The sequence below is a fragment of the Diaphorobacter sp. LR2014-1 genome (genome assembly GCF_002916785.1).
Lineage (GTDB): Bacteria > Pseudomonadota > Gammaproteobacteria > Burkholderiales > Burkholderiaceae_C > Diaphorobacter > Diaphorobacter nitroreducens.
The window spans coordinates 24,832-48,617 of sequence record NZ_MTBE01000026.1 but is presented as its reverse complement, the minus strand read 5'-3'; the positions used below and the strand labels follow the sequence as shown (position 1 = coordinate 48,617).

25 protein-coding genes and 1 riboswitch are annotated in these 23,786 nt (G+C 65.8%); of the genes, 17 read left to right on the top strand and 8 right to left on the bottom strand.

The annotated features are described in order from the left end of the window. Positions 1 to 5: 5 nt before the first annotated feature. The 3 genes from BV908_RS16115 to BV908_RS16105 all read left to right on the top strand — a co-directional run bounded on the left by BV908_RS16115 (position 6) and on the right by BV908_RS16105 (position 2,186). Entirely contained in the window at positions 6 to 782 is a 777-nt protein-coding gene (locus BV908_RS16115; protein WP_103738627.1) for an enoyl-CoA hydratase, read from the top strand. Positions 783 to 962: 180 nt separating this feature from the next. Further along, positions 963 to 1,445 carry a thioesterase family protein gene (locus BV908_RS16110; RefSeq protein WP_088887663.1) on the top strand — a complete coding sequence of 161 codons (483 nt, stop codon included), beginning with the start codon at positions 963 to 965 and terminating at the stop codon, positions 1,443 to 1,445. 186 nt (positions 1,446 to 1,631) lie between these two features. After that, entirely contained in the window at positions 1,632 to 2,186 is a 555-nt protein-coding gene (locus tag BV908_RS16105; protein ID WP_011804054.1) for a polymer-forming cytoskeletal protein, read from the top strand. A 52-nt stretch (positions 2,187 to 2,238) separates the two neighbouring features. Here the strand turns inward: BV908_RS16105 and BV908_RS16100 are convergent, their stop codons facing one another. Continuing rightward, a complete protein-coding gene (locus BV908_RS16100) occupies positions 2,239 to 2,670 on the bottom strand; it encodes an acyl-CoA thioesterase (RefSeq protein ID WP_011804055.1) in 432 nt (143 codons plus the stop codon). Between the two features lie 42 nt (positions 2,671 to 2,712). Here BV908_RS16100 and BV908_RS16095 point away from each other — a divergent pair, with 42 nt between their 5' ends. Both BV908_RS16095 and BV908_RS16090 read left to right on the top strand, forming a co-directional pair. After that, positions 2,713 to 4,524, top strand: coding sequence for an ABC transporter ATP-binding protein/permease (locus BV908_RS16095; RefSeq protein ID WP_103738641.1), 1,812 nt, complete (start codon positions 2,713 to 2,715; stop codon positions 4,522 to 4,524). Between the two features lie 54 nt (positions 4,525 to 4,578). Continuing rightward, complete coding sequence (locus tag BV908_RS16090) at positions 4,579 to 4,893, top strand: nucleotide pyrophosphohydrolase (RefSeq protein ID WP_011804057.1); 315 nt, start codon at positions 4,579 to 4,581, stop codon at positions 4,891 to 4,893. A gap of 113 nt (positions 4,894 to 5,006) precedes the next feature. Here the strand turns inward: BV908_RS16090 and BV908_RS16085 are convergent, their stop codons facing one another. From BV908_RS16085 to BV908_RS16075, 3 genes are read right to left on the bottom strand one after another with little or no spacing between them, the layout of a single operon-like run. After that, positions 5,007 to 6,038 (bottom strand): DctP family TRAP transporter solute-binding subunit, encoded by a 1,032-nt coding sequence (locus BV908_RS16085; RefSeq protein ID WP_011804058.1) that lies wholly within the window; start codon positions 6,036 to 6,038, stop codon positions 5,007 to 5,009. Between the two features lie 33 nt (positions 6,039 to 6,071). After that, the gene (locus BV908_RS16080; RefSeq protein ID WP_011804059.1) at positions 6,072 to 7,370 is read right to left on the bottom strand and encodes a TRAP transporter large permease; all 1,299 of its coding nucleotides are present in this window, start codon (positions 7,368 to 7,370) and stop codon (positions 6,072 to 6,074) included. Beyond that, positions 7,367 to 7,957 carry a TRAP transporter small permease gene (locus BV908_RS16075; RefSeq protein ID WP_012655605.1) on the bottom strand — a complete coding sequence of 197 codons (591 nt, stop codon included), beginning with the start codon at positions 7,955 to 7,957 and terminating at the stop codon, positions 7,367 to 7,369. Before BV908_RS16075 ends, BV908_RS16080 begins: the two co-directional genes overlap by 4 nt. Positions 7,958 to 8,184: 227 nt before the next feature. Here BV908_RS16075 and BV908_RS16070 point away from each other — a divergent pair, with 227 nt between their 5' ends. The 6 genes from BV908_RS16070 to BV908_RS16045 all read left to right on the top strand — a co-directional run bounded on the left by BV908_RS16070 (position 8,185) and on the right by BV908_RS16045 (position 13,523). Then, the gene (locus tag BV908_RS16070; RefSeq protein ID WP_011804061.1) at positions 8,185 to 9,123 is read left to right on the top strand and encodes a LysR family transcriptional regulator; all 939 of its coding nucleotides are present in this window, start codon (positions 8,185 to 8,187) and stop codon (positions 9,121 to 9,123) included. 181 nt (positions 9,124 to 9,304) lie between these two features. Then, complete coding sequence (locus tag BV908_RS16065) at positions 9,305 to 10,195, top strand: amino acid ABC transporter substrate-binding protein (RefSeq protein WP_103738626.1); 891 nt, start codon at positions 9,305 to 9,307, stop codon at positions 10,193 to 10,195. Between the two features lie 122 nt (positions 10,196 to 10,317). Then, on the top strand, positions 10,318 to 11,217 hold the full coding sequence (locus tag BV908_RS16060; RefSeq protein ID WP_011804063.1) for a transporter substrate-binding domain-containing protein: 900 nt from the start codon (positions 10,318 to 10,320) through the stop codon (positions 11,215 to 11,217). A 120-nt stretch (positions 11,218 to 11,337) separates the two neighbouring features. Beyond that, complete coding sequence (locus BV908_RS16055) at positions 11,338 to 12,090, top strand: amino acid ABC transporter permease (protein ID WP_011804064.1); 753 nt, start codon at positions 11,338 to 11,340, stop codon at positions 12,088 to 12,090. Position 12,091: 1 nt separating this feature from the next. Next, entirely contained in the window at positions 12,092 to 12,763 is a 672-nt protein-coding gene (locus tag BV908_RS16050) for an amino acid ABC transporter permease (RefSeq protein WP_011804065.1), read from the top strand. A 22-nt stretch (positions 12,764 to 12,785) separates the two neighbouring features. Beyond that, positions 12,786 to 13,523 carry an amino acid ABC transporter ATP-binding protein gene (locus BV908_RS16045; RefSeq protein WP_011804066.1) on the top strand — a complete coding sequence of 246 codons (738 nt, stop codon included), beginning with the start codon at positions 12,786 to 12,788 and terminating at the stop codon, positions 13,521 to 13,523. Positions 13,524 to 13,814: 291 nt separating this feature from the next. Here BV908_RS16045 and BV908_RS16040 read toward each other — a convergent pair whose 3' ends face one another. Further along, the gene (locus tag BV908_RS16040) at positions 13,815 to 14,867 is read right to left on the bottom strand and encodes an ornithine cyclodeaminase (protein WP_103738625.1); all 1,053 of its coding nucleotides are present in this window, start codon (positions 14,865 to 14,867) and stop codon (positions 13,815 to 13,817) included. 112 nt (positions 14,868 to 14,979) lie between these two features. On the opposite strand from BV908_RS16040, the gene BV908_RS16035 reads away from it, so the two are divergent. Beyond that, positions 14,980 to 15,411 carry an Lrp/AsnC family transcriptional regulator gene (locus BV908_RS16035; RefSeq protein ID WP_012655610.1) on the top strand — a complete coding sequence of 144 codons (432 nt, stop codon included), beginning with the start codon at positions 14,980 to 14,982 and terminating at the stop codon, positions 15,409 to 15,411. 25 nt (positions 15,412 to 15,436) lie between these two features. Here the strand turns inward: BV908_RS16035 and BV908_RS16030 are convergent, their stop codons facing one another. From BV908_RS16030 to BV908_RS16020, 3 genes are all read right to left on the bottom strand, one after another. Then, complete coding sequence (locus BV908_RS16030) at positions 15,437 to 16,093, bottom strand: c-type cytochrome (protein WP_011804069.1); 657 nt, start codon at positions 16,091 to 16,093, stop codon at positions 15,437 to 15,439. A 96-nt stretch (positions 16,094 to 16,189) separates the two neighbouring features. Further along, positions 16,190 to 17,026 (bottom strand): HAD-IIB family hydrolase, encoded by an 837-nt coding sequence (locus tag BV908_RS16025; protein ID WP_103738624.1) that lies wholly within the window; start codon positions 17,024 to 17,026, stop codon positions 16,190 to 16,192. A 17-nt stretch (positions 17,027 to 17,043) separates the two neighbouring features. Further along, positions 17,044 to 18,669: a peptide chain release factor 3 gene (locus BV908_RS16020; protein ID WP_103738623.1), complete on the bottom strand. Its 1,626-nt coding sequence runs from the start codon at positions 18,667 to 18,669 to the stop codon at positions 17,044 to 17,046. A 138-nt stretch (positions 18,670 to 18,807) separates the two neighbouring features. Then, positions 18,808 to 18,889, top strand: a riboswitch (S-adenosyl-L-homocysteine riboswitch). Positions 18,890 to 18,955: 66 nt separating this feature from the next. Between BV908_RS16020 and ahcY the strand changes: the two genes are divergently transcribed. From ahcY to BV908_RS15995, 5 genes are all read left to right on the top strand, one after another. Continuing rightward, complete coding sequence (ahcY, locus tag BV908_RS16015; RefSeq protein WP_103738640.1) at positions 18,956 to 20,386, top strand: adenosylhomocysteinase; 1,431 nt, start codon at positions 18,956 to 18,958, stop codon at positions 20,384 to 20,386. A gap of 112 nt (positions 20,387 to 20,498) precedes the next feature. Further along, positions 20,499 to 21,497, top strand: coding sequence for a TlyA family RNA methyltransferase (locus BV908_RS16010; RefSeq protein WP_103738622.1), 999 nt, complete (start codon positions 20,499 to 20,501; stop codon positions 21,495 to 21,497). Continuing rightward, positions 21,494 to 22,333, top strand: coding sequence for a methylenetetrahydrofolate reductase [NAD(P)H] (metF, locus tag BV908_RS16005; RefSeq protein ID WP_103738621.1), 840 nt, complete (start codon positions 21,494 to 21,496; stop codon positions 22,331 to 22,333). Before BV908_RS16010 ends, metF begins: the two co-directional genes overlap by 4 nt. A 70-nt stretch (positions 22,334 to 22,403) precedes the next feature. Continuing rightward, positions 22,404 to 23,027 (top strand): DUF4124 domain-containing protein, encoded by a 624-nt coding sequence (locus BV908_RS16000; protein ID WP_220638496.1) that lies wholly within the window; start codon positions 22,404 to 22,406, stop codon positions 23,025 to 23,027. Positions 23,028 to 23,046: 19 nt separating this feature from the next. Continuing rightward, entirely contained in the window at positions 23,047 to 23,760 is a 714-nt protein-coding gene (locus BV908_RS15995) for a septal ring lytic transglycosylase RlpA family protein (RefSeq protein WP_103738619.1), read from the top strand. Positions 23,761 to 23,786 lie beyond the last annotated feature (26 nt).

Here is a 23,786-nt window from a genome sequence, read left to right as displayed (position 1 = left end):
CACCCATGAGTACAACGAAAGCAGACATCCTGGTCCACGCCGAAGAGGGCGTGACCACCATCACCTTCAACCGCGTGGAGAAGAAGAATTCCATCACCACGGCCATGTACGCGCAGCTGGCCGATGCGTTCGAGGCCGCGGCGCAGGACGCTTCGGTGCGCGTGGTCGTGCTGCAGGGCGACGTGGCCATCTTCAGTGCGGGCAACGACATCGGCGACTTTTTGCAGCAGCCGCCCGCCACGCAGGACGCGCCCGTGTTCCGCTTCCTGCGCGCCATCGCCACCTTTCCCAAGCCCGTGCTGGCTGCGGTGTGCGGCCCGGCAGTGGGCATCGGCACGACCCTGCTGTTCCACTGCGACCTGGTGTACGCGGGGGACAATGCGGCGTTCTCGATGCCCTTCGTGAACCTGGGGCTGTGCCCCGAGGCCGCCTCCAGCCTGTTCGCGCCGCAGATGCTGGGCTACCACCGCGCGGCCGAGGCGCTGCTGCTGGGCGAGCCCTTCATGGCCGAGGCGGCGCTGGAAGTCGGCTTCGTCAACCGCGTGGTGCCGCCGACCGAATGCAACATGGTGACCCAGGCCCAGGCGCGCAAGCTCGCGGCCAAGCCGCTGTCGGCCCTGATCGAGACCAAGCGCCTGCTCAAGAAGAGCCAGACCGCCGCCGTGCTGGAGCGCATGGCCGAGGAGGGCCAGAGCTTTGGCCGCATGCTGCGCGAGCCCGCCGCCCGCGAGGCCTTCACCGCGTTCATGGACAAACGCCGCCCGGATTTCAGCGCCTGCTGACATCCGCCCCGCCACCGAACGGGGCGGGGGCAGGGCGACGCCGGCATCCATGCCGTGTTCGCCCTACGCGCCGGTGATCACCGTGTCTGCTGGACAGGGTGGCCGTGCATTTGAATGAAAAATGGCTCTAGCGCTTGTCCAATAAGCGCTAACAGCTCCTGATAAGAGAGCAAAAATTCCATGAGCAAACCTGCCAGCCTGCCAGTGGCCTTCGAGCCCGAGTTCATCGCCGGCCTGCGCCAGATCTTTGAAGAGAAGATTCCCTTCAACCACTTGCTGGGCCTGAAGATCACGCGCCTGGAGCCCGCGGCCGTCGCTGCGCGCATCGACATGCGTCCCGATCTGGTGGGGCACTTTGCCTACAACCGGCTGCACGGCGGCGTCATCAGCGCGGGGCTGGATGCCATGGGCGGTCTGGCCGTGATGGCGGCCATCGGCGCCAAGCACATGGACGAGGCGCCCATGGACCGCCTGCACCGCTTTGCCAAGCTGGGCACCATCGACCTGCGCATCGACTATCTGCGCCCCGGCATCGGCAGCCACTTCGAGCTGCGGGCCGAGGTGCTGCGCTTGGGCTCGCGCGTGGCCACCACGCGCATGGAGTTCCTCGGCCCGCAGGGCGAGCTGATGTCCGCGGGAGCCGCGGCGTACATCGTCTCTTAGCGCGACCGTGCGAAGACGGCCGCGCCGGGCACGCGCCGTTTGGGGGATACGCGCTGTGTGCTGCTGCAAGCCCTGCAAGTGCATGCAACCATCGAACGGTTTGGTTACCGTTCTTGCGTAACAGGGGCGGTTTTGATCTGTGGCAACTCCTAGCATCTACGGGTCTTTTCTAGGAGATCCGATCCGATGGCCGTGCAAAACCCCTTCTTTGGCAAACGCGAACCCGACACTTTCCAATCCCGCCAGCCTTCGTCAGCGCTGGGCGGCACCACCACCACCGCAAGCACCCCAACCGCCGCTCCCGCAACCAGAGCCGCTGTGTCCACCGCCTCCAGCGCCACGGCCGAGGGCAGCGGCAGCAAGCTGACCGTGGGCCCCAACATCAAGCTCAAGGGTGTGGAGATCACCGATTGCGACACCCTCGTCGTGGAAGGCACCGTGGAGGCCACCATGGATTCGCGCGTGATCCAGATCACCGAGCAGGGCGCGTTCCGCGGCTCCGCCGAGATCGACATTGCCGAGATCCACGGCGAGTTTGACGGCACGCTTACCGTGCGCCAGAAGCTGGTGATCTTCAGCACCGGCAAGGTGAGCGGCAAGATCCGCTACGGCAAGGTGGTGATCGAAGAGGGTGGCCAGCTCTCCGGCGAGATCGAGGTGGGCCTGGGTGGTGGCGCGCGCATGAGCGCGGCCTCGGGTTCGTCGTCTGCCGCATCCTCGGCCGCGCTGGCCGCGGCCTGACGCCGGCACACCCATCGCCGCCAGCGGGAGGCCGTGAGGCGCTCCCGTTTTTTTACGGCGCGACGCTTTCGTCGCCCGGCTTCCGAATGGGGCGCGGGCGGCCGTTTTCGTCGATGGCCACATAGGTCAGCGACGCCTCGGTCACCTTCACGTAGCTGCCCTGGGTGCGGATGTGCTCGGCATAGACCTCCACCTGCACGGTCATGGAGGTGTTGCCGATGCGCGTGACTTCGGCAAAGAACGACAGCAGGTCGCCCACGCGCACGGGCTGCTTGAAGATGAATTCGTTCACCGCCACCGTGGCCATGCGGCCGCGGATGTACCGCGCGGGCAGCACGGAGCCGGCCAGATCCACCTGCGCCATGACCCAGCCGCCGAAGATGTCGCCATTGCCGTTGGTGTCGGCGGGCATGGGTATCACCTTGAGTACCAGTTCCTTGTCGGCGGGCAGCTGGGTGTGGGAGGCGGGGCGATCCTGGGACATGGGCACAATCTTTGGTTTGCTTGACTCCACGGATTGTCCATCATGCGCCGCTACGGCGAAGCCATCGCCTCCGACAGCCCACGCGTTCGTTCCGACCGGGCCACCCTGCAGCGCCTGCTGCCCTATCTGTGGCAGTACAAATGGCGCGTGGTCGCGGCCATGGCCTTCATGGTCGGCGCCAAGCTGGCCAACGTGGGGGTGCCGCTGCTGCTCAAGAGGCTCGTCGATGCCATGACGCTGCCCGCCGGCAGCACCACGGCGCTGCTGGTGGTGCCCGTGGGGCTGCTGCTGGCCTACGGGGCGCTGCGCCTGGCCAACGCGGTGTTCAACGAGTTGCGCGAGCTGGTGTTCGCCAAGGCCACGCATGGCGCGGCGCGCGCCATCGCGCTCAAGACCTTCGAGCACCTGCATGCGCTGTCCCTGCGCTTTCATCTGGAGCGCCAGACCGGCGGCATGACGCGCGACATCGAGCGCGGCGTGCGCGGCATCGAGTCGCTGGTGTCGTTCGCGCTGTTCAACCTGGCCGCCACGCTGGTCGAGGTACTGCTGGTGCTGTTCATCCTGGCGCGCCAGTTCGACGTCTGGTTTGCCGTCATCACGCTCACCGCGCTGGTGCTGTACGTCGCCTTCACCGTGGGCGTGACGCAGTGGCGCATCCAGTTCCGGCGCCAGGCGAACCAGTTCGACTCGGCCGCGCACAGCAAGGCCATCGATTCGCTGCTGAACTACGAGACCGTCAAGTACTTCAACAACGAGCAGTTCGAGGCGCGCCGCTACGACGAAAGCCTGGAGCAATTGCGGCAGGCCCAGCTCAAGAGCCGCAGCACCCTGGGGCTGCTCAACAGCGGGCAGCAGCTCATCATCGCCGTGGGGTTGGTGGCCATGCTGTGGCGCGCCACCGAGGGCGTGGCCGCGGGGCGCATGACGCTGGGCGACCTGGTCATGGTCAACGCCTTCATGATCCAGATCTACATCCCGCTGAACTTCCTGGGCGTGATCTACCGCGAAATCCGGCAGAACCTGACCGACCTGGACAAGATGTTCACGCTGATGGACAGGGAGCAGGAGGTGGCCGATGCGCCCGGCGCCCAGCCGCTGACGGACCTGCACACGCCCACCGTGCGTTTCGAGGATGTGCACTTCGCCTACGACCCCGCACGGCCCGTATTGCAGGGAGTGAGCTTCACGATTCCCGCCGGCAAGACGGTTGCCGTGGTCGGCCCCTCGGGCGCGGGCAAGAGCACCCTGAGCCGCCTGCTGTACCGTTTCTATGACCTGCAGGGCGGGCGCATCACCATCGCGGGGCAGGACATCCGGACGGTCACGCAGGACAGCCTGCGCCGCGCCATCGGCATCGTGCCGCAGGACACGGTGCTGTTCAACGACACCGTGGCCTACAACATCGCCTACGGCCGCACCGGCGCCAGCCAGGCCGAGGTCGAGCAGGCAGCGCGCGCTGCGCACATCCATGCCTTCATCGCAGCCCAGCCCAAGGGCTACGACACCATGGTGGGCGAGCGCGGGCTGAAGCTCAGCGGTGGCGAGAAGCAGCGCGTGGCCATTGCGCGCACGCTGCTCAAGAACCCACCCATCCTGATCTTCGACGAGGCCACCAGCGCCCTGGACTCTGCCAACGAGCGTGCCATCCAGGCCGAGCTGGCCAGCGCCGCGCAGAACAAGACGACCCTGGTGATCGCCCACCGCCTGTCCACCGTGGTGGACGCGCACGAAATCCTGGTCATGGAGGCCGGCCGTATCGTCGAGCGTGGCGCGCACGCGCAGCTGCTGGCCCACGGCGGGCACTACGCGCGCATGTGGGCGTTGCAGAAGAATGATGGTCAAAATGGGCTGTAGCGCTTATGTGGCAAGCGCAAGCAGCTATCAAAATGAAAGCACGGAGCGTTGAGCATGGATATCGCCGCCCTGCAGCGTGAACTGCGCGCCTTCGCCGCCGCGCGTGACTGGCAGCCCTTTCACACGCCCAAGAACCTGGCCATGGCGCTGATGGTGGAGGCGGCCGAGCTGCAGGAGCTGTTCCAGTGGCTCACGCCGGAGCAGTCGCGCACCTTCACCCAGGACGCCACCGCCCACGAGCGGGTGGGCGACGAGATGGCCGATGTGCTGCTGTACCTGCTGCAGCTGGCGGACCACGCGGGCGTGGACCTGGAAGTTGCCGTGCGGCGCAAGCTGGCCAAGAACGCCGTCAAGCATCCCGTTCCCTGATGCGTGAGGCGTAAAAAAGCGGCTAGCGCCCGTGGTTAGGGCGCTAGCCGCTTTTGATTTGATAGCGCTGGCAGAGCCTGCGCTATGGGGTAAGGCGCCTGTTTACTGCCCGTTTACTGTTTGCGCGCCGCAATCGCCTTCTCGGCTGCGCTTACCAAGTCGGCGCCGATCTGGCCCTTCCACTTCTCGAACACGGGGCGCGTGGCCTTCACGAAGGCGTCGCGCTCGGCGGGGCTCAGCTGCGTCACGGTCACGCCATTGGCGGCGATGTCCTTGAGCAGGGGCTTGTCGGCCTCGACCATGCCCTTGCGCGCGATGGCAATTTCTTCCTTGCCGGCTTCGATGGCGGCCTGCTTGACGGCTTCGCGGTCGGCGGGCGTCCAGCTGTTCCACACGTCCTTGTTCACCACGAAGATCAGCGGGTCGTTCATGTAGCCCCACATGGTCACGTGCTTCTGTGCCACGGTGTGCAGCTTGGCGGCCTGGTACACGGCGATGGGGTTCTCCTGGCCGTCCACGGCGCCGCTGGCCATGGCGGGCTGCGCGTCGGCCCAGCTCATCTGCGTGGGGTTGGCGCCCAGCGCGGTGAAGGTGTCGAGGAACAGGGGCGAGCCCACCACGCGGATCTTCAGACCCTTGAGGTCGGCGGGGCTCTTGATGGCGTGCTTGGAGTTGCTGATCTCGCGGTAGCCGTTCTCACCCCAGGCCAGTGGCACCACGCCGGCCTTTTCCAGCGTCTGGAAGATGCTCTTGCCGACTTCGCCCTGCGTGACCGCATCGACAGCCGCGTAGTCGGGAAACAGGAAGGGCAGCGAGAACAGGTTCAGCGCCTTCACCTGGGGCGACCAGTTGATGGTGGAGCCCACGGCCATGTCGATCACGCCCTGGCGCAGCGCGGAAAACTCACGCGTCTGGTCGCCCTGGATCAGCGACACGCCCGGGTAGAGTTTGATGTTGATGCGGCCCTGGGTTTTCTCTTTGACCTTCTGTGCCCAGATCTCGCCGCCCTTGCCCCACGGGAAGGCGGTGCCCAGTACCAGCGACATGCGGTATTCGCTCTTGTAGTTCTGCGCCAGCGCGGGTGTGCCGAAGGCAAGGGCCGCAGCAGCGGCGACGGCGGAAGTGAGGAAAGTGCGAAGTTTCATGGGACAGGTCTCCTTGGAAAAAATGCGAACGAATCAGTAGCCCAGCTGGGCAGGCAGCCACAGGGCCAACTGCGGGAAGGCGATCACGGCCACCATGACCAGGAACATGGCCAGCAGCATGGGGCCGACCCAGCGCACGGTGGACTCCATGCGCACGCCTGCGATGCGGCAGCTGACCATCAGGTTCACGGCCAGCGGCGGCGTGAACTGGCCCAGTGCGACCTTCAGGGTGAGGATCACGCCGAACCACACAGGGTCCCACTGGTAGTGCTGCATGATGGGCAGCAAGAGCGGCACGAAGATCAGGAAGATCGAGATGCCGTCCAGGAACATGCCCACGGTGATGAGCAGCAGGATCAAAAGCGCCAGCACGCCGTATTCGCCCAGGCCCGAGTTCACGATGGCGTTGGCCACCGGGTCGATCACGCCCAGTGTGGACAGCGAGAACGCGAAGATGCCCGCCAGCGACACCACGATCAGGATCACGGCTGAGAGCTCGCCCGCTTCGCGCAGGATGGTGAACAGGTCGCGCACCCGGATGGTGCGGTGGATCACCATGCCCACGAACAGGCCGTAGAACACGGCCACCACGGCGGCCTCGGTGGGTGTGAACCAGCCCGCGCGCATGCCGCCCAGGATCAGCACCGGCGCGGCCAGGCCCCAGGAGGCTTCGCGCAGGCTGCGCCAGAACGGCGGGCGGGGCATGTCGGCTTCCAGGTGGCCCATGCGGTGGCGGCGCGCCATCCACACGGCCGGCACGATGAGCGCAATGCCCGCCAGCACGCCCGGCACCATGCCTGCCGCGAACAAGGCCGGCACCGAGGCCCCGGGCACCAGCACCGAATAGATGATGAACGCCACCGAAGGCGGGATGAGGATGTCTGTGGCTGCGGCCGCCCCCACCACACTCGCCGAGAAGCTGCCGGGGTAGCCCGCGCGGCTCATGGCCGCGATCATCACCCCGCCCACGGCGGCCGCGTTGGCCGGTCCCGAGCCGGAGATGCCGCCCAGGAACATGGCCACGGCAATTGCCACCAGCGGCAGCATGCCCGGTCCGCGCCCGACGATCGCCACGGCAAAGTTCACCAGGCGTAGCGCCACGCCCGAACGGTCGAAGATCGAGCCCACCAGCACGAACATGGGAATTGCCAGCAGCGGGTACTTGCCTAGCCCGGCGTAGAAGTTCTGCGGTACGGCGAGCAGGCCAAACCATTGCGTCTCGGCATTGGCCAGCGCAATGGCGGCGGCGCCGGCCAACCCCAGGGCGGCGCCGATGGGCACACCCACAAACATCAGCACCAGGAAGGCGACGAAGAGCAGCGTGGCGATCATGGCTGGCGCTCTCCGTTGTCGTCTGCGTCATTGCCGAGAAACTCCACGTCCGGCTGGCGCGTGCGGCGGATCAGCAGGCCAATGGCGCGCCAGGTGATGAGCAGCGAGAGGATGGGCAGCCAGACCGAGTACCACCACTGCGGCACGCCGATGCCGGGCGAGGTTTCTTCGAAGCGGTAGTCGTCCCAGACCACGCGCACGCTGAGCACGGCGATCACCGCGAACAGCACGGCCACCAGCAGTGCGCCAAGTTGCGCCAACCGGCGGCGGCGGGCTGCGGAGCCGCTGTCGCAGAAGAATTCGATGCGGATGTGGCGGTCGCGCGCCACCGCGGCAGAGCCAGCCACCAGGGCCAGCACGATCATCAGGAAGACCGAGAGCTCCTCGGTCCAGGCAAAGGACGAATTGGTGAAATAGCGCACGAGCACGTTGGCAAACGTGATCAGCGCCAGCAGCGCCATGACGATGACGGTGAGCCAGTCCTCGATGCGCAGGGAACGGGGTTCGCTGGAGGCGGGGGCGCTAGAGACGCGCGCGCCATCCGGGGCGGCATCGTCGGCCGGCCCGGGGGTAGGTAGGGAGGACATGGGGGCAGAGAACAGAAAAGTCGAACATGAAAGGCTGGCCGCTCTGCCCTCCGGTGTTGTGCACCAGGGGCCTGGTCGAAGGATTGCGCTGTGGGCGCGAGAGGGCCTATTTTGCAATCAAACGTACGGTGCTCCGCCGCAGGGTGTTCCCCAGGAGGGTGCTGGGGCGGGCCAGTCGCGCTCAACAGGGGGAGAAGGCCTGCCTGGGCGCATCGATAATGCGGGCCATGGAAACCAAATGGCTCGAAGACTTCGTCAGCCTGGCAGAAACGCGCAGCTTCAGCCGCTCGGCGCAATTGCGCCATGTGACACAGCCCGCTTTTTCGCGGCGCATCCAGGCGCTGGAGGCCTGGGCCGGCACCGATCTGGTGGACCGCAGTTCCTACCCCACGCGGCTGACGGCCGCGGGCAACACGCTGTACGACCAGGCGCTGGAGGTGCTGCAGGCGCTGCAGAACACGCGCGCCATGCTGCGCGCGCACACCAGCGCGGGCACCGACATGATCGAGTTCGCCGTGCCGCATACGCTGGCGTTCACTTTTTTCCCGGCCTGGGTGTCGGCGCTGCGGGCGGACTTCGGCCCGCTCAAAAGCCGGCTGATCGCCCTGAATGTGCACGACGCGGTGATGCGCCTCGTGGAGGGCGGCTGCGATCTGCTCATCTCCTACCACCATCCATCGCAGCCCCTGCAACTGGACCCGGACCGCTACGAGATGGTGACGCTGGGGCAGGAGGTACTGGCCCCCTACGCCAAGGCGGGCGCTGATGGTCAGCCGCTGTTTTGCCTGCCGGGCCGGCCTGGCGAGCCGCTGCCCTACCTGGGGTATGCGCCGGGGGCCTACTTGGGGCGCGTGACGGAGCTGATCCTCAAGCAGGCGGGGACGGCCATCCACTTGGACCGCGTGTACGAAACGGATATGGCCGAAGGCCTGAAGGCCATGGCGCTGGAAGGGCACGGCGTCGCCTTCCTGCCCTACAGTGCGGTGAAGAAGGAACTGCGTTCGCGCAAACTTCTGAGCGCGGCGCCGCCCGACGCGCAGGACCTGCAGATGGTGATGGAAGTGCGCGCCTACCGCGAAAAGCCCTCGCGCAAGGAGCCTGCCAAGGGCCTGGCCCAGTCCCTGTGGACGTACCTGCAGACGCGCGCCGGACAGAACCCCATCTGACGCGGGCGCACCACACTTGGCATGCAAGTCTTGCATGCGAACCCACATCCCTGGCATTGGATTGCGTGGTCACGCGACATTACAGTCTTTGAAACTAAATGTGGCAACGCACGGTCGCACCGAAACATGGCGCGCACCTGGTGCGGAGATTGCTAAGCCATGCACAAGGGAGACCCTCTGAATGAATTGCAAGCAAGGATGGAAGGCGCTGGGCGCCGCGGTGGCGCTGTGCTGCGCCGTGGGCGCGCAAGCCCAAGGGGTGCTGGAGCGTGTGCGCGGCGGCGGACCGCTGGTGCTGGCACACCGTGAATCATCGGTGCCGTTTTCGTACGTGCACGAGGGCAAGCCCATGGGCTACGCCCTGGACCTGTGCCTGCAAATCGCCGAAGTGGTGCGCAAGAAGACCGGCATGAAGAACATGCCGGTGCAGTTGGTGCAGGTGACACCCGCCAATCGCATTGAGATGGTGAAGACCGGCAAGGCCGATATGGAATGCGGCTCCACCACCAACAACGCCGAGCGCCGCAAGGATGTGGCCTTCACCATTCCGCACTTCATCACGGGTGCGCGCCTGCTGGTGCCCGCGGCCAGCACGGTGACGCGCATGGAGGATCTGGAAGGCAAGAAGCTCGTGTCCACCAAAGGCACGACGCCCTACAAAGCGGCCGAGCAGGCCAACCGCGAACGGCTGATGCGCATCCAGCTGGTGGAGGCGCCCGACCATGAGGCCGCGGTGGTCATGGTGGAGAAGGGCCAGGCCGACGCCTTCGTGATGGACGATGTGCTGTTGTATGGCTTGGCGGCCAACCGCCCCGACCCCAAGGCGCTGAAGGTGGTGGGCCGCTTCGTCACCACTGAGCCGCTGGCGATCATGCTTGCCAAGAACGATCCCGAGTTTAAGAAGTTGGTGGACGAGGAGATGCGCCGCCTGATCGTGAGCAATGAGATCAACGCCATCTACGACAAGTGGTTCATGCAGCCCATTGCGCCTACCCACCGTGCGCTGAACCTGCCCGTGAGCTACCTGCTGCGGGACTTCTGGAAATACCCTACCGATCAGGTCCCCTTCTGAACCCACAATACGCCCCTGTCTTGAACGCGCCGCAGGGTGTGGCTTGACCGCCATCGGTTCCTCAGAACGGTCGTTCGATTTCAATACACTTCGCTTTTCGCTTCACCCACAAGGAGATATTCATGAAGAAGCATTTGCTGGCCGCAGCCATTACCGTCCTGGCCGCTGGTAGCGCGTTCGCACAGGCCAACGACACCCTGGCCAAGATCAAATCTACGGGTGCCGTGACGCTGGGCGTGCGCGAGTCCTCGGGCCTGGGCTACACCCTGGGCAACGGCAAGTACGTGGGCTTCCACACCGAGATGGGTGAGCGCATCCTGGCCGACATCCAGAAGCAGCTGGGCCTGGCCAACATGGAGATCAAGTACCAGCCGGTGACTTCGCAGAACCGCATTCCGCTGGTGACCAACGGCACGGTGGACATCGAGTGCGGTTCCACGACCAACAACACGGCCCGCCAGAAGGAAGTGGCCTTTGCCGTGACCACCTATGTGGAAGAGGTGCGCATTGCCGTGAACGCCAAGTCGGGCATTACCGGCATCAAGGACCTGAACGGCAAGACCATCGTCACCACCACCGGCACGACGTCGGTGCAGACGCTGCGCAAGCACAAGCGCGCCGATGGCCTGAACTTCAAGGAAGTCATGGGCAAGGACCACGCCGACAGCTTCCTGATGCTGGAAACGGGCCGTGCCGACGCTTTCATCATGGACGGCTCCATTCTGGCCGCCAACATCTCCAAGTCCAAGAACCCCTCTGACTTTAAGATCGTGGGCGAAGTGCTGTCGGTGGAGCCCATCGCCTGCATGATCCGCAAGGACGATCCCGCCTTCAAGAAGGCCGTGGACGACTCCATCAAGCGCCAGATTGCAGACGGCAGCCTGGCCAAGCTGTACGACAAGTGGTTCATGCAACCCATCCCGCCGGCCAACGTGAAGATCGGCCTGCCGCTGTCTGAAGCCACCAAGGAAGCCTGGGCGAATCCGAACGACAAGCCCATGGAGTCGTACGAAGTCAAGTAATCGGCTTGCATTGCATCGCCCCTTCGGCCTCTGGGCCCGAAGGGGCGTTTTTTGTTGTTGCGCCAGCGCCGCCATGTGCCGCCGCGGCAACACGGATCGAAGAATAGAAGGGGTGCTCCTATGAATTGGGATTGGCAGGTGTTCTGCCAGGACACCATTACCCAAGAGGTCGGTCAAAGCTGCTTCGGCAAGAACGGCGACATCACCTACCTCGACTGGATGCTGTCAGCCTGGGGCTGGACGGTATCCGTTTCCTTGCTGTCGCTGGCCGTTGCGCTGGTGGTCGGTTCGCTGGTCGGCACGCTGCGCACGCTGGAAGGCCGTCCATGGACGGTGCGCCTGGGCAACGCCTGGGTCGAGCTGTTTCGCAACATTCCGCTGCTGGTGCACATCTTTGTGTGGTACCACGTGGTGCCGTCGATCTTCCCGGCCATGAAATCGCTGCCGGGCTTCGTGCTGGTGGTGTTTGCGCTGGGCTTCTTCACCTCGGCGCGTATCGCCGAGCAGGTGCGCTCGGGCATCCAGGCGTTGCCGCGCGGCCAGCGCTATGCGGGCATGGCGCTGGGCTTCACCACGTTCCAGTACTACCGCTACGTGCTGCTGCCGATGGCGTTTCGCATCATCATCCCGCCGCTCACCAGCGAGACCATGAACGTGTTCAAGAACTCGTCGGTGGCGTTTGCCGTTTCGGTGGCCGAGCTGACCATGTTCGCCATGCAGGCGCAGGAAGAGACTTCACGCGGCATCGAGGTGTACCTGGCCGTCACGGCGCTGTACATCATCTCGGCCTTTGCCATCAACCGCATCATGGCGTTCATCGAAAAGCGCACGCGGGTGCCGGGCCTGATTGCCGCAGGCGGGGGAGGACACTGATATGAACCTGAATATCGATTGGTCCTTCTTCACCTGGGAGCTGTTCAGCAACTTCGTGATCAAGGGGCTGTACTTCAGCCTGGTGCTGACGGTGATCGCCACCGTGGGCGGCATCCTGCTGGGCACGGTGCTGGCGCTCATGCGCCTGTCGGGCAAGAAGTGGCTGGACGTGCCGGCCACCATCTATGTCAACGGCATGCGCTCGATTCCGCTGGTGATGGTGATCCTGTGGTTCTTCCTGCTGGTGCCCATGATCATCGGTCGCCCCATCGGCGCCGAGGTGTCGGCGGTGGTGACCTTCATCGCCTTCGAAGCCGCCTACTTCAGCGAGATCATGCGCGCAGGCATCCAGTCCATCCCGCGCGGCCAGGTGTTCGCGGGGCAGGCGCTGGGCATGACCTACGGGCAGAACATGCGCCTGGTGGTGCTGCCGCAGGCCTTCCGCAACATGCTGCCGGTGCTGCTCACGCAGACCATCATCCTGTTCCAGGACACGTCGCTGGTGTACGCCATCGGTGCCTACGACATGCTCAAGGGTTTCGAGATCGCGGGCAAGAACTATGGCCGCCCGATCGAGGCCTACCTGGCCGCGGCCGTGGTCTATTTCATCCTCTGCTACGCGCTGTCCTGGCTGGTCAAGCGCCTGCACAAGAAGATCGCCATCATTCGCTGAAGCGGCGTTCCAAGGAATTGCAATGATTGAACTGAAGAACGTTTCCAAGTGGTACGGCAGCTTCCAGGTGCTCACGGACTGCTCCACGAACATCCAGAAGGGTGAGGTGGTGGTGGTCTGCGGGCCCTCCGGCTCCGGCAAGTCCACCCTCATCAAAACCATCAACGCGCTGGAGCCCTTCCAGAAGGGCGAGATCTTCGTGGACGGCGTGGCCGTGCACGACCCCAAGACCGACCTGCCCAAGCTGCGCAGCCGCGTGGGCATGGTGTTCCAGCACTTCGAGCTGTTCCCCCACCTGTCGGTGACCGAGAACCTGACCATCGCGCAGATCAAGGTGCTGGGCCGCAACCCCACCGACGCCAAGGCGCGCGGCCTGAAGATGCTGGAGCGCGTGGGCTTGACGGCGCACAAGGACAAGTTCCCCGGCCAGCTGTCGGGCGGTCAGCAGCAGCGCGTGGCGATCGCACGCGCACTGTCGATGGACCCCATCGTGATGCTGTTTGACGAGCCGACCTCGGCGCTGGACCCCGAAATGGTGGGCGAGGTGTTGGATGTCATGGTGGGCCTGGCCCAGGAGGGCATGACCATGATGTGCGTGACGCACGAGATGGGCTTCGCACGCAAGGTGAGCAACCGCGTGATCTTCATGGACGTGGGCGGCAAGATCCTGGAGGACTGCTCGAAGGAGGAATTCTTCGGCAACCCCGAGGCGCGCCAGCCGCGCACCAAGGACTTCCTCAACAAGATCCTGCAGCATTGATTCTGCACACCCCCTGAGGCGCTTCGCGCCTTCCCCCACACTCGCAGCGCTGCGCTGCAGGAGGGGGCGCAGCCGGCGGCAGGGCAGAGCCCGGCCCACGGCTGCCATGGTCCGGGGCGCGCCAGTGGGATGGGCCGTGGCCCAGGCTTGCCCGGGTGGCGTACAAAAGCAAAAGGGCAAAAGGGCAAAAGGGAAAAAGGGCAAAAGGCGCCATTGGCGCCTTTTGCTTTTATTTTGATAGCTGCTAGCGCTTGATGGATGGGCGTTAGAGCCTGATTTGGCTTGAGGCGGTCAAGCCACGCGCCGCAGCCGCGTGCGGCCTTGGACGCTCGCACCGCGCGTGCGGCCGAACAGGTCCTTGGGGTCGTCTGTGGGCACCAGCTCCACATCCACGCCCAGGCCGCGCGCCTGGGCCTGCTGGTACAGGTAGCGTAGTGCGGAGTAGTCCTCCAGCGCAAAGCCCACGGAATCAAACACCGTGACTTCGTCGGCCCGCGTGCGCCCCGGCGCGTCGCCGCGCAGTACCCGCCAAAGCTCGGTAACGGGATGGTCCGCGGGCAATTGCTGGATCTCGCCCTCCACGCGACTTTGCGGCTCGTATTCCACGACCACGCGCGCCCCGCGCAGCACATCGGGGTGCAGTTCGGTTTTGCCGGGGCAGTCGCCACCCACGGCATTCAGGTGCATGCCGGGCTCCACCATCGCGGGAGTGAGGATGGTGGCGCGGCTCTTGTCGGCGGTGACCGTGGTCACGATGTCCGCGCCGCGCACGGCCTCGGCCGTGCTGGCGGCGCGCTCCACGGTGAGGCCATCGACGTGCGCCAGGTTGCGCACCAGCTTGTCGGTGGCGGCGGGGTCGGTGTCGTACACCCGCAGTTCGCGGATGCCCAGCAACGCGTGGAAGGCCAGGGCCTGGAACTCCGCCTGCGCCCCGTTGCCAACCAGCGCCATGCGGCGGCTGCCGGGTCGTGCAAGCGCCTGCGCCGCCAGCGCCGACGTGGCAGCGGTGCGCAGCGCCGTGGTCAGCGTCAGCTCCGACAGCAGCAGCGGATAGCCGGTATGGACCTCCGCCAGCACGCCGAAGGCCATCACTGTGGGCAGTCCGCTGGCAGGGTTGCCGGGATGGCCGTTCACATACTTGAAGCTGTAGAGCGCATCGTCAGCCACGGGCATCAGCTCAATCACGCCGCGCGGGCTATGGCTGGCCGTGCGGGCGGACTTGTCAAAAGACTCCCAACGCAGGAAGTCGGCGCGAAGCTCGGTCGCCAGCTCGGTCATGCAGCGTGCGGCACCCCGTTCATGCACGAAGGCAGCAAGGGTCGGCAAATCAATGAGGCGTGTCATGGTGTCGGTCCAACGTGTTTCCCCATTGTGGACAGGCCCTGCGCTTGCGGCCAGCCTGCAAACTGCTCAATAAGCGCAAAAAACTGGCGTTTCGCCAGCAACCCGTGGCACTATGCGCAACATGGACGACGTCGACCGCGAGATCATTGCGCTGCTGCGTGCGGATGCACGCATGCCGGTGGCGGCGCTCGCCGTACGTCTGCGCGTGGCCCGCGGCACCGTTCAGAACCGCCTGCGCCGGCTGGAGGAAGAGGGCGTCATCGTCGGCTACACCGTGCGGCTGCGCCCCGAGTCGGAGCCCCACCGGATCCGCGCCTGGATGAGCATTGCAGTGCAAGGGAACGCGGCGCCTGACGTGATTCGCGCCCTGCGTGGAGAGCCGCTGGTCGGCGCGCTGCACAGTACCAACGGCCGCTGGGACATCGTGGCCGAGCTGCATGCGCAGAGCCTGGAGGAATTCGACCTGGCGCTCACGCGCATTCGGCTCACGCCGGGCATCGCGCGCACCGAAACCAGCATCCTGCTATCCACGTACAAGCTGTGATCGCCCCGCCCGAGCGGGCGGTGCTTCATTGCATCGACGAGACGTACGCCACCAGCGACTCGATGTCGGCGTCCGTGAGGAGCTTGGTGTTGGGCGTCATGATCGAATTGGCGCGCGTATTTGGGCCGTCGCGGTAACGCTTGAGAGTGCTGCGCAGGTAGTCGGTCTGCTGGCCGGCAATGCGTGCGATCTGGTCGTTGCCCCGGCCCATGTCGCCATGGCAGCGAAAACAGTTCTTGCCGAAGATCTCCTGCCCCTTGGCCAGCAGCGCTGCGTCCGCCACGGGTTTGGGAGTGACGGGCTGCGCGGCGTAGAAGAGCACCATGCCGATCTTCTCGTCGCTGTTCATCGCGCGGATCATGCCTTCCATGAACTCGTAGCGGCGGCGCCCGTCCGCGAACTGCCGCACCTGCTCGAGCAGATAGGCCGGGTTCTGGCCCGCGAGGTTGGGTACCGAGGGTTTGGTGCTGTTGCCTCCGTCGCCATGGCAGTTGGCGCACACCGCCGAGACCTTGCGGCCCACCTTGTAGAGCTCGTCGGCCAGCTTGGGGTCCGCCATGGCTTGCTGCAAGCGCGTGTCGATGTCCACCTTGCTGCGGCCGGCCTGGGCCATCGCCGCGGGTTGCCACGCCAGCCCGGCGAACAACGCCAGCGCCAGCATTGCGGGAATGCGCCTTGCCATGGTGTAACCCTTTTTGTGAAAAGGGTCATTTTAGAAGGCGAGTTGTGAAGCCCCGGTGGTGTTTTGGTAGTGCAACGCGCACCTGAACGGTCGATGTCAGCGATCGTTGATGGCGAGCAAGGATTGCGCAAGTTCTGCAAACCCTGCCCCGCGCTCGCCCTGCGTCACATAGCGCGGCAGATGCTGCAGTTGGGGCACGAAACGCGCAATATTGGCCACACCCACGCTGTGCGGGAAGTGCGCAAACATGAGTTGGTCATTGGTGGAGTCACCGATGTAGACCCAGCGCTCCAGCTCGGCGTCCAGATCGCGCCCGAACAGCTCGCGCACGATCCATCGCGCACCCTCCAGCTTGTTGTGCGCGCCGAACCAGCCGTTGATGTGGATGCTGCTCACGGTGGCGTTCATGCCCGCGGCATGCATCAGGGCAACCGCCTGATCGATGGCCGCCTGGGGCAGGTGCGTGAATTCACTGTGGTCGATGGCGATGTCCGTCTCGCGCCCGGGCGAGTCGGTGGCGCGCCGGGCGCCGGGCACGGCGGCTTCAATCTCGGCCAACACCTGTTGCATGCGCGCGAAGTTGGAGGCGCGCGTGGCGGCGTCCTGTTGATACAACTTTAATAGCTGCTCGCGCTTATCGCACGGGGACTGTAGGCCATTTGGGGCAAAATTTCGGGACGCCCGCAGCAGCGCCACCGCACCGTTCTCAGCAACGATGCTGTCCACCGGCCAGGCAGCGGCAAAAGGCTCGCTCCAGCCCACCGGCCGGCCCGTGATCGGAATGACGTGCAGCCCTGAGGCTTTCAGGTCGGCCAGCGCCTGCAGGGCATCGGCGGTGATGGCGCCATCGGTGGTCAGGGTGTCGTCGATGTCGGTGAGCACGCCGGTGATGCATGTGCGCGCCAACTCGTCCCATGAGGCAAGAGGGTGCATGGCGGATGGGGGTCGCGTCAACTGTTCTGCAACGCCAACCCCGCATGCTCCCGCAGCGGATGGAAATGAATCTTCGGGAACCGCTCCTGCGCCAGCCGTACGTCATATGGGCTCGTGCACAGATAGGCGAGCGTGTCCGCCGCATCGCGCGCCATGCGCATCGGATACGCGTTCTCGAACTCGCGCAGTTCGGCCGGCGTGTCGGCGGTGATCCAGCGGGCTCCCGTGTACTGGCAGGCTTCCAGACGGATGTCGCAGTCGTATTCGGTGTTCAGACGGTGTTGCACCACTTCGAACTGCAGCTGGCCCACGGCACCCAGCAGCATGTTGCCGCCGGCCTCGGGCTTGAAGACCTGGATGGCGCCTTCCTCGCCCAGCTGCATCAGGCCCTGCTGTAGTTGCTTGGTGCGCAGCGGGTTCTTCAGCACCACGGTCATGAACATTTCGGGGGCGAAGAAGGGCAGGCCGGTGAACTGCAGGTTGGCACCGTCGGTGATGGTGTCGCCCAACTGCACGCCGCCGTGCGTGGTGAAGCCGATGATGTCGCCGGCGTAGGCCTCTTCCACCGCCTCGCGGCGCTGGCTCATGAAGGTGACCACGCTGGTGGGGCGCAGCTCCTTGGCGGTGCGCTGCACCTTGAGCTTCATGCCGGGCGTGTACTTGCCGCTGGCCACGCGCACGAAGGCGATGCGGTCGCGGTGGTTGGCGTCCATGTTGGCCTGCACCTTGAACACCACGCCCGAAAAGCCTTCGTCTTCGGGCAGGATGGTTTTCTCGACGGTCTGCTTGTTGACGACGAGCGAGCTCTTGCGCGGGCCGGGCGGGGGCGACATGTCCACCACCGCATCCAGCACTTCCATCACACCGAAGTTGTTCACGCCCGAGCCGAAGAACACCGGTGTGAGCTTGCCGGCCAGGAAGGCTTCATGGTCCCAGGGCGCCGAGGCACCTTGCGCCAGCTCCATGCTTTCCAGTGCGTCGTCAAAGGCCTGACCGAAGCGCGCGCGCAGCTTGTCGGCATCGGCCAGCGGAATGACCTCGAAGTCCTGCGGGCGCTTTTCGCTGCCGGGTTGGAAGACCGTCATGCTTTGCGTGCGCAGGTTGATGATGCCGCCGAAGCTCTTGCCCTGGCCCACGGGCCAGGTGATGGGGCAGCAGGGCATGCCCAGCTCACGCTCCACCTCGTCGAGGATGTCCAGCGGGTCGCGCACCTCGCGGTCCATCTTGTTGACGAAGGTGATGATGGGCGTGTCGCGCTGGCGGCAGACCTCGATCAGGCGGCGCGTCTGCGCCTCCACGCCGTTGGCCGCGTCGATCACCATCAGGGCCGAATCGACGGCCGTGAGCACGCGGTAGGTGTCTTCCGAGAAGTCCTTGTGGCCCGGCGTGTCCAGCAGGTTGATGACATGGTCGCGGTAGCTCATCTGCATCACGCTCGACGCCACCGAGATGCCGCGCTGCTTCTCGATCTCCATCCAGTCGGACGTGGCGTGGCGGCTGGCCTTGCGGCCCTTCACGGCGCCGGCGATCTGGATGGCGCCGGAGAACAGCAGCAGCTTTTCCGTCAGCGTGGTCTTGCCGGCGTCGGGGTGGGAGATGATGGCAAAAGTCCGGCGGCGCCGGGTTTCTGGGGCGTACGACACAGTGATTCTGGGTGAGGGCCGCGCGGTGCGCTGCGGCCGGTGCGAGAAGAGGCGGGCGCACCCTGCGGGAACGCCCTGGCATTGGGCGGGGATTCTACGGCGCAGCGCGTGGTGCGGGGGCGCCGGTATAATCTTGCACTTTCCGAGGAGCGTTGCAGCGTCCCCAGCACGGCGGGGCGCGAGGCTCGGAAGTCATACCCAGCAACGACGCTCACCCACGCCTTGCGGTGCGGTGAGCCCCATCCCCCAGGCGCGGTTTTTTCAGATACCCATCAAGGAAACCACCATGAGCGCTGTTCTCAAGTCCCCAGCCGACTCCGCGATTGCCGATATCTCCCTGGCCGACTGGGGCCGCAAGGAGATCCGCATCGCCGAAACCGAGATGCCTGGCCTGATGGCCATCCGCGAGGAATTCGCGGCCAAGCAGCCCCTGAAGGGCGCACGCATCACCGGCTCGCTGCACATGACCATCCAGACGGCCGTGCTGATCGAGACGCTCAAGGCCCTGGGCGCCGACGTGCGCTGGGCCTCGTGCAACATCTTCTCCACCCAGGACCACGCCGCCGCCGCGATTGCCGCCACCGGCACGCCGGTGTTCGCCATCAAGGGCGAAACCCTGGTGGACTACTGGGACTACACCCACCGCATCTTCGACTTCGGCCCCAAGGGCAGCGAGGGCGAAGGCCCAAACATGATCCTGGACGACGGCGGTGACGCCACGCTGCTGATGCACCTGGGCAAGCGCGCTGAAAAGGACGCCTCCGTGCTGGCCAACCCCGGCAGCGAGGAAGAGCGCATCCTGTACGCCGCCATCAAGGCCAAGCTGGCCGAGGACAGCACCTGGTACAGCCGCAAGAGCGCCCAGATCATCGGCGTGACCGAAGAGACCACCACCGGCGTGCACCGCCTCAAGGAAATGTCGGCCAAGGGCACGCTGCTGTTCCGTGCGATCAACGTGAACGATTCGGTGACCAAGTCCAAATTCGACAACCTGTACGGCTGCCGCGAGTCGCTGGTGGACGGCATCAAGCGCGCCACCGACGTGATGATTGCCGGCAAGGTGGCCGTGGTGGCGGGCTATGGCGACGTGGGCAAGGGCTCGGCCCAGGCGCTGCGCGCCCTGAGCGCCCAGGTGTGGGTGACCGAGATCGACCCCATCAATGCCCTGCAGGCCGCTATGGAAGGCTTCAAGGTCGTGACCATGGAGTGGGCCGCCGACAAGGCCGACATCTTCGTCACCACCACGGGCAACCGCGACGTCATCACCTTCGAGCACATGAAGGCCATGAAGGACCAGGCCATCGTGTGCAACATCGGCCACTTTGACAACGAGATCCAGGTCGCCAAGCTGGAAGAGCACTGCCAGTGGGAAGAGATCAAGCCCCAGGTGGACCACGTGATCTTCCCGGACGGCAAGCGCATCATCCTGCTGGCCAAGGGCCGCCTGGTGAACCTGGGCTGCGGCACGGGCCACCCCAGCTTCGTGATGTCCAACTCGTTCGCCAACCAGACGATCGCGCAGATCGAGCTGTTCACCCACCCCGAGGGCTACGACGTGGGCAAGGTCTACGTGCTGCCCAAGCACCTCGACGAGAAGGTGGCGCGCCTGCACCTGAAGAAGGTGGGCGCCATGCTGACCGAGCTGAGCGACGAGCAGGCCGCCTACATCGGCGTGCCGAAGCAGGGCCCCTACAAGCCCGACACCTACCGCTATTGATTGTCAAAAAGCATAGCTGCTTGCGCTTGCCAGTAGTCGTTTTCAGCATGAAAAATTGCTGAAAGTGGCTCACTGCAAGCGCTGCCAGCTATCGATATGAGAGGACAGCGCGATGCGCGCGGACGTATTTCTGGTGGAAGGCGGCTACGCGGCCACCCGGTCGCAGGCCCAGCGGTTGATTGCCGCCGGCGTGCAGTGGCGCCTGGCGCCCACGCTGCCGTGGCAGAAGGTGGCCAAGAACGGCGACGACATTCCTGCGGGGGTCGAGGTGCAGCTGCTGGACGCTGCGGAGGCCAAGTACCTCTCGCGCGGCGGCCTCAAGCTTGAAGGTGCGCTGGCTGCCACGGGCCTGCAAGTGGCTGGCCTGCGCTGCCTGGACGTGGGGCAGAGCACCGGCGGTTTCACCGACTGCCTGCTGGCACATGGCGCTGCCCAGGTGATTGGCGTGGACGTGGGCCACGGCCAGTTGCACGAGCGGCTGCGCGCCGACCCGCGGGTGGTCTGCGTGGAAGGCGTGAATGCCCGGGCCCTCACGCCCGAGGCGCTGCAGGACGCCTGCGACGTGGCGCTGTCCGAAGTCATCGAGGACGCGGAAGACAACGACACCCAGCCCCAGGCCCCCTACGCCTGGATGCGCAACGGCGGCATGGTGGACGATGAGTACGACGACAGCGACGACGCCAAGGAGCATGAGATCGAGAGCTTCAAGGCCGAGCGCGCCGCCAAGGCCAAGGCACGCGCCGAGGGCTCATTGCCCGTGCAGCGCCGCCGCCGTCCCGGGTGCGAGGACGTGGACATCACGCCAGCGTTCGATCTCGTCACCGGCGACCTGTCCTTCATCTCGCTCACGCTGGTGCTGCCTGCGCTGGTGCCGCTGTTGAAAGAGCAGGGCCAGCTGCTGATGCTGGTCAAGCCGCAGTTTGAGTTGCAGCCCGGCCAAGTGGGCAAGGGCGGCATCGTGCGCGATGCGCAGCTGTATCCGCAGGTGGAGCAGCGCATCCGTGACTGCTGCACGGAGCTGGGGCTGCACGTGGTGGCCTGGATCGATAGCCCCATCGAGGGGGGCGACGGCAACCGCGAGTTCTTCATCCATGCAAGGAGGAAGGCATGAGCCTTTCCACGGCCTTTCCGGTCAGCTTTGAATTCTTCCCGCCCAAGACGCCCGAGGGCGCCGACAAACTGCGCGCCGTGCGCCAGCAGCTGTATGCGCGCCGGCCCGAGTTCTGCTCCGTCACCTACGGCGCGGGGGGCTCCACGCAGGCGGGCACCTTCGGCACGGTGCGCGAGATCCTCGCCGAGGGCGTGAGCGCGGCCTCGCACTTCTCGTGCATCGGCGCCACCAAGGACAGCGTGCGCGCGCAGCTCGCCGAGCTGAAAGCCATGGGCGTGAAGCGCCTGGTTGCGCTGCGCGGCGACCTGCCCAGTGGCTACGGCATCGGGGGCGAGTTCCATTACGCGAGCGATCTGGTGGCGTTCATCCGCGCCGAGACGGGGCGCGACTTCCACATCGAGGTGGCGGCCTACCCCGAGGTCCATCCCCAGGCCCGTTCGTCTGATGCCGACCTGCAGGCCTTTGCCACCAAGGTGCGCGCGGGCGCCGACTCGGCCATCACACAGTACTTCTTCAATGCCGACGCCTACCTGCGCTTCGTGCAGGACGTGCGCCGCCTGGGGCTGGACGTGCCCGTGGTGCCGGGCATCATGCCGATCATGGGCGCGTCGCAGCTGCTGCGCTTTTCGGACGCCTGCGGCGCCGAGATCCCGCGCTGGATCCGCCTGCGCCTGCAGGGCTATGGTGACGATGTGGCGAGTATTCGCGCCTTCGGCCTGGATGTCGTCACGCACCTGTGCGAGCAACTGCGCCGCGAGGGCGTGCCGGGCCTGCACTTCTACACCATGAACCAGAGCGCGGCCACGTTGGAAATCTGCGACCGCCTGGGGCTCTGAAGCGGCGGGGGTGGGTAATATCGGCAGCTTTTTCCCGTCCTCTTTCTCCTTTCCCCTGCGCGTTTGCGGTATGAGTCCCGTCATTGCCTTCCTGCTGTTCACCACGCTGTCGCTTGCGATGGCATCGCCCGCGTCGGCGCAGACGCGCTATTCCTGCCGCGACGAGCAGGGCGCCGTCTACACCCTGGCGCGCCCGTGCCCGAAAGGCATGGTGACCAGCGCCGTCTCGGCGGGGCCGGTGGAGCCGCGTGCAGAGCCCCGCAGCTATGCGCCCGCTCCGTCCCGGCGCAGCAGTGCGATGCGCGAGGTGCCGGAATACGAGAGCTACATGAGCGGGCGCTGCCGCACGCTGCAAAACAGCATCCGCGGGGCATCGGCCAACGGCTCCAGCTACGACGTCATCGCAGGCATGCAGCGCGAATACCGGCGCGACTGCAGCGACGAGGAGAGCGATGCCGCCTCGCGCTACTACCGCGAGCGCCGCGAGGCACGCAGCCAGCGCCGCACAGAGCGCGAGCGCGAGGAACAAGCCCAACTGGCGCAGGAGGAGCAGGAAAGCCGCAAGGCGCTGCAATGCGCGGAGTCCAAGCGCATCCTGGCCGCCAAGAGAGCGCGCACCGACCTGACACCGGGTGAACGCAATGATCTGCGCCGTTTTGAGACCAACGTCATCACCCGCTGCGGCGACTTCTGACCCTTTGCATCCCGGCCGCATGGGACGGTGGTTGGCCGGCGTGCTGTTGGCGGCCGTGCTGGCGGGTTGCGCGGCGCCACCCGCCGATGCGCCCCCTGTGGTAGCACCTGGCCCGACGCAGGCGCTGCCGGGACCGGCGGGCGCGCAGGCGGACAGCCCACCCGACTCCGGCGTATCGGCCCCGCCGCGGGCTCGCAAGGAGGGCAGGGTGCGCTCGGCACCGTCTTCTCCGCGTGAAGCCGATACCGCCATCGAGCGCGGCCGCGAAGACGAGGAAGAAAGCGGCGTGCTGCTCGGGCGCGGGCTGGCCTCCTGGTACGGCGGCAGCCTGCATGGCCGGCGCACGGCCAGCGGCGAGCGTTTTGACCGTGGGGAACTCACCGCCGCGCACCGCACGTTGCCTTTCGGGGCGCGGGTGTGCGTGCGCAGCCTGGTCAACGGCAAGGTGGTGGTGGTGCGCGTCAATGATCGCGGACCGTTCGCGCCAGGCCGGGTCATCGACCTGAGCCAGGCCGCGGCGCAGGAACTGGGCATGGTGGGCCTGGGTATCAAGCCCGTGGAGATCTGGCACATGGGGCCGGACGACGACAGCTGCCCCGAAGATCTGCCGGAGCTGGACCCGTCCACGCCCGCAGCCTCGCCGGCCGCTGCTCCAGCGGGCGCCGCGCAAGCGCGCACAAATCAGGGCGCTGCGCGCACTACTCCCCGCAAGAGCCGGGCCCGGCGGCGCTAAACCACGGCATCCCAGGGATCGTGCGG

Bases quoted from the DNA above. Each gene is read 5' to 3' on its own strand.
- BV908_RS16115 (WP_103738627.1), top strand. From the start codon at position 6: ATGAGTACAACGAAAGCAGACATCCTGGTCCACGCCGAAGAGGGCGTG.
- BV908_RS16110 (WP_088887663.1), top strand. From the start codon at position 963: ATGAGCAAACCTGCCAGCCTGCCAGTGGCCTTCGAGCCCGAGTTCATC.
- BV908_RS16105 (WP_011804054.1), top strand. From the start codon at position 1,632: ATGGCCGTGCAAAACCCCTTCTTTGGCAAACGCGAACCCGACACTTTC.
- BV908_RS16100 (WP_011804055.1), bottom strand. From the start codon at position 2,670: ATGTCCCAGGATCGCCCCGCCTCCCACACCCAGCTGCCCGCCGACAAG.
- BV908_RS16095 (WP_103738641.1), top strand. From the start codon at position 2,713: ATGCGCCGCTACGGCGAAGCCATCGCCTCCGACAGCCCACGCGTTCGT.
- BV908_RS16090 (WP_011804057.1), top strand. From the start codon at position 4,579: ATGGATATCGCCGCCCTGCAGCGTGAACTGCGCGCCTTCGCCGCCGCG.
- BV908_RS16085 (WP_011804058.1), bottom strand. From the start codon at position 6,038: ATGAAACTTCGCACTTTCCTCACTTCCGCCGTCGCCGCTGCTGCGGCC.
- BV908_RS16080 (WP_011804059.1), bottom strand. From the start codon at position 7,370: ATGATCGCCACGCTGCTCTTCGTCGCCTTCCTGGTGCTGATGTTTGTG.
- BV908_RS16075 (WP_012655605.1), bottom strand. From the start codon at position 7,957: ATGTCCTCCCTACCTACCCCCGGGCCGGCCGACGATGCCGCCCCGGAT.
- BV908_RS16070 (WP_011804061.1), top strand. From the start codon at position 8,185: ATGGAAACCAAATGGCTCGAAGACTTCGTCAGCCTGGCAGAAACGCGC.
- BV908_RS16065 (WP_103738626.1), top strand. From the start codon at position 9,305: ATGAATTGCAAGCAAGGATGGAAGGCGCTGGGCGCCGCGGTGGCGCTG.
- BV908_RS16060 (WP_011804063.1), top strand. From the start codon at position 10,318: ATGAAGAAGCATTTGCTGGCCGCAGCCATTACCGTCCTGGCCGCTGGT.
- BV908_RS16055 (WP_011804064.1), top strand. From the start codon at position 11,338: ATGAATTGGGATTGGCAGGTGTTCTGCCAGGACACCATTACCCAAGAG.
- BV908_RS16050 (WP_011804065.1), top strand. From the start codon at position 12,092: ATGAACCTGAATATCGATTGGTCCTTCTTCACCTGGGAGCTGTTCAGC.
- BV908_RS16045 (WP_011804066.1), top strand. From the start codon at position 12,786: ATGATTGAACTGAAGAACGTTTCCAAGTGGTACGGCAGCTTCCAGGTG.
- BV908_RS16040 (WP_103738625.1), bottom strand. From the start codon at position 14,867: ATGACACGCCTCATTGATTTGCCGACCCTTGCTGCCTTCGTGCATGAA.
- BV908_RS16035 (WP_012655610.1), top strand. From the start codon at position 14,980: ATGCGCAACATGGACGACGTCGACCGCGAGATCATTGCGCTGCTGCGT.
- BV908_RS16030 (WP_011804069.1), bottom strand. From the start codon at position 16,093: ATGGCAAGGCGCATTCCCGCAATGCTGGCGCTGGCGTTGTTCGCCGGG.
- BV908_RS16025 (WP_103738624.1), bottom strand. From the start codon at position 17,026: ATGCACCCTCTTGCCTCATGGGACGAGTTGGCGCGCACATGCATCACC.
- ahcY (WP_103738640.1), top strand. From the start codon at position 18,956: ATGAGCGCTGTTCTCAAGTCCCCAGCCGACTCCGCGATTGCCGATATC.
- BV908_RS16010 (WP_103738622.1), top strand. From the start codon at position 20,499: ATGCGCGCGGACGTATTTCTGGTGGAAGGCGGCTACGCGGCCACCCGG.
- metF (WP_103738621.1), top strand. From the start codon at position 21,494: ATGAGCCTTTCCACGGCCTTTCCGGTCAGCTTTGAATTCTTCCCGCCC.
- BV908_RS16000 (WP_220638496.1), top strand. From the start codon at position 22,404: ATGAGTCCCGTCATTGCCTTCCTGCTGTTCACCACGCTGTCGCTTGCG.
- BV908_RS15995 (WP_103738619.1), top strand. From the start codon at position 23,047: ATGGGACGGTGGTTGGCCGGCGTGCTGTTGGCGGCCGTGCTGGCGGGT.